The organism is Sulfuricurvum sp., assembly GCF_023250475.1.
Lineage (GTDB): Bacteria > Campylobacterota > Campylobacteria > Campylobacterales > Sulfurimonadaceae > Sulfuricurvum.
On the sequence record NZ_JAHFAQ010000173.1, the window covers coordinates 1 to 3,451 of the forward strand.

Consider the following 3,451-nt stretch of genomic DNA (forward strand, 5'->3'; position numbering starts at 1 on the left):
CCAACGGAATAAAGGCGACATCGCACGTAACGATCTCATACGATATTTCACTCATAAATTCCCGAATATCGGTTTTTTCATGGACACTGACCCGCAAGTCGCTGCGCAAACTCAGATGGAGTTGTTCGCTCCCGACATCCACACACGCCACGCTTGAAACACCGTTCTCCAAAAGAACTTGAGTAAATCCCCCCGTAGAAGAACCGATATCCAGCGCTCTAAGCCCTTTGAGTTCCCATTCGGTGTAAGGGAGAAAACCTTTGAGTTTGATGGCCGCACGGCTGACGTAGAGTTCCGTATCGGCAATCTCGACAGCCATCCCATCCGTAACGTCATACGAAACTTTGTCGACAATTTTTCCATCAACACTGATCGCATGATCTTTAATCAGCTGCTGTGCTTTATTGCGACTCTCAACGAGTCCCTTTTCTACTAAATAACTATCAAGTCTCATTGTGTTCCATTATTTTTTAATACGTTATCGTGACATAACTTTGTTTAGGATACCATTGCGGATCAGTTTTCAGGGTAAGGATTAGGTATGCAATCAATTCATGTGGTAGTCATCGGCGGAGGATACGGCGGTATTCGTGCGATTGAGCATCTAGCACACAACAGCCATATTTCTATTACCCTGATCGATAAAAACCCTTATCATTATATGCAGGCTGAAGTATACGACTTTATTGCGAATAAAGTCGATATGTCACAGGTAATGATCGATCTCCCCTCGCTAACAAAAAGTTTCGGTTTAGTCGAATTTATCTGTGACGAAGTGAACGGAATTGATACCCTCTCTTCTACTGTTTCAACCGCCACACAAAACATCTCATACGATTACCTCATCATCGCGACCGGAAGCCGAACCTATTTTCCCGATTTCATCAAAGGGCTTCGCGAACATACCCACGGGGTCAAAAGTATCCCTGCCGCTTTGAATTTTAAACAGCAGTTTGAACGCTCGCTTCTCAACCGTATTGAAGCGCAAACACGCGGCTGTGATGTCGAACCCTTTAATATCGTTATCGGCGGAGCAGGTCTTTCGGGGGTAGAGATCGCCGCAGAGATGGCGGCGTATTCGAACCATTTTTACCAAAACGGCAATTTCGGATGTCGCGGAGTCGATGTCTATCTTATCGACGCGTATGAGAGTATCCTCTACGGAATGGACCCGTTTTTAATCGAAAGTGCCCATAAACGGTTAATAAAACTGGGGGTCCATGTCTGGCACAACAACCGTATCAGCGAAGTACGTGCCAACCAAATTCTCCTCGATAACGGCAAAATACTTGATTTCGAGTTTATGATTTTTACGGGGGGGATCGCCGCATCGACCCTCACCCAATTTCTCGGATTTGAAATAAACAGCAAAGGGCATTTGATTGTCGATGAGAATCTCAATATCCCAACTCATGACAATATCTATGCCATCGGCGATATTACTCAGGCATTGACCCATGATGGAAAATTCATCCCTCCGACCGCACAATTAGCTGAGCGCGGCGGCGAGCATGTTGCCGCCAATATCTTACGTTCTCTCAAAGGGAAATCGAAACGTCCGTTTCAGTTTAAAAATCAAGGGGTAATGATCGCCCTCGGCGGGGAATACGGAGCGGGGCTATTACCAGGAGGGATAAAAGTAAAAGGGTTTATAGCCTATTTAATCAAAAAGGCTATATTTTGGTTCTATAGCGCTTCCCTGCGACGACGGAGTGCTATCGGGAAGCGTCGTTAGAGCCCGAAACTCGCTCTCGGTGAGCAAACTCACCCCCAGTTCCACCGCTTTATCATACTTGCTCCCTGCATCTTCGCCGTACACCACATAATCAGTCTTTTTCGAGACCGATGAGGCGACTTTAGCCCCCAACGTTTCGAGAATCGCTTTGATTTGATCGCGCGGTACGCTCATAGAGCCTGTAATGACGACACTTTTTCCTTTAAACGGGTTCTCTGCCGCCTCAATTTTTACCGGAGCAACAGGGCTTAAAAGGGTACGGAGTTTTTCAATTTTTTCCTGATTCACACGTACAAATTCGAGAATCGACTCCACCATCTCTCCTCCGAATCCCTCCAACGCCAAAATCTCATCACGCGTTGCCGTATCGAATCCGGTACCGAAGGAGGCGCACAATGTCTTGGAAGCCACTTCGCCGATATGCTCGATCCCCAGTGCATTGATAAAACGCCAGCAATCGCACCCTTTGACCGCCGCAATCGCATCGATCAGATTACGGCTTTTTTTCTCTTTGAATCCTTCCAGTGATAAGAGCTGTTCCATCGTGAGGCTGAAGAGATCAGAGAGTTCGCGTATCATCCCCGCGCTATGGAGTGCTTCGACGATCTTGTCCCCCAAGCCGTCGATGTTGAGGCATTGTTTGGAGGCAAAATAGATGATGGAATTCACGACTCGCGCTTCGCACGAGAGGTTTTGGCATTTAATCAACGCCCCCTCATCGAGAAGTTCCGAATGGCAGACGGGACAATGCTTCGGTCGGTGGATGATCTGCTCGCTCCCCGTCCGATCCGCCGTAATGACTTTAACGATTTTCGGGATAACGTCACCGCTTCGAAGTATTATCACCTTATCCCCGAGTCGGATATCTTTGCGCTCGATCTCATCGAAATTATGGAGTGTCGATCGCTCTACCGTCACCCCCTCGATGTCCACCGGCTCGACGATAGCAACAGGGGTGACAACACCGCTGCGTCCCACCTGCAATATGACCTCTTTGAGTGTTGTGAGTTTCTCAATAGCGGGGAATTTGTACGCCGCCGCCCATCGGGGATTTTTCACCGTATAGCCCAACTCATCCTGCACGGCTATCGCATCCACTTTGATCACCATCCCATCGAGAAGCATCGCGAAATTATCCCGCTCAACACGCATCTCATGGTAAAAGGTCTCAATCTGATCGGCGCTCTCGCACAAGTGGGTCATGTGGGGATTTCGGAACCCCAGTGAATACACCCACTCCATCCGCTCACTCAGATTTTTGATCTCCAACGTGTTGGCTCCGATCCCGTAGGGCATAAAGACCAAACGGCGTGACGCGGTGATACGGGTATCAAGCTGACGGAGACTCCCCGCCGCCGCGTTGCGCGGGTTGGCAAACAGCGATTCACCGTTACGGGAGCGCTCCAGATTGATCTTCTCAAAATCCTCTTTGAAAATCACCACTTCGCCCCGAATCTCAATCCGCCCCGTATACTCGATACGAAGAGGGATCGACTGGATCGTTTTGGCGTTTTGGGTCACATCCTCCCCCTCGACACCGTCTCCTCTTGTAATCGCCTGCACCAATGCACCATTATCGTAGATCAGATTGAGACTCGCCCCGTCAAATTTGGGTTCGCAATAGAAACGGACATCCCCGTACCCTTTCGTGATACGGTTGACCCACATTTCCAACTCCTCGCGGTTAAAAAGGTCTTCGAGACTCCACATACGGCT

At 48.7% G+C, this 3,451-nt stretch carries 3 protein-coding genes; 1 reads left to right on the forward strand and 2 read right to left on the reverse strand.

Features of this window, described 5'->3' with window-relative positions; genetic code table 11:
- Window positions 1-454: SAM-dependent methyltransferase (locus tag Q0C19_RS11600; protein ID WP_295056223.1), on the reverse strand; the 454-nt coding region annotated here is incomplete at its 3' end.
- Between the two features lie 87 nt (window positions 455-541).
- Between Q0C19_RS11600 and Q0C19_RS11605 the strand changes: the two genes are divergently transcribed.
- The gene (locus tag Q0C19_RS11605) at window positions 542-1,735 is read left to right on the forward strand and encodes an NAD(P)/FAD-dependent oxidoreductase (RefSeq protein WP_295056227.1); all 1,194 of its coding nucleotides are present in this window, start codon (window positions 542-544) and stop codon (window positions 1,733-1,735) included.
- Here the strand turns inward: Q0C19_RS11605 and ligA are convergent.
- The coding region (gene ligA / locus Q0C19_RS11610; protein ID WP_295056229.1) for an NAD-dependent DNA ligase LigA at window positions 1,661-3,451 on the reverse strand (1,791 nt) is incomplete at its 5' end. The genes Q0C19_RS11605 and ligA overlap by 75 nt on opposite strands.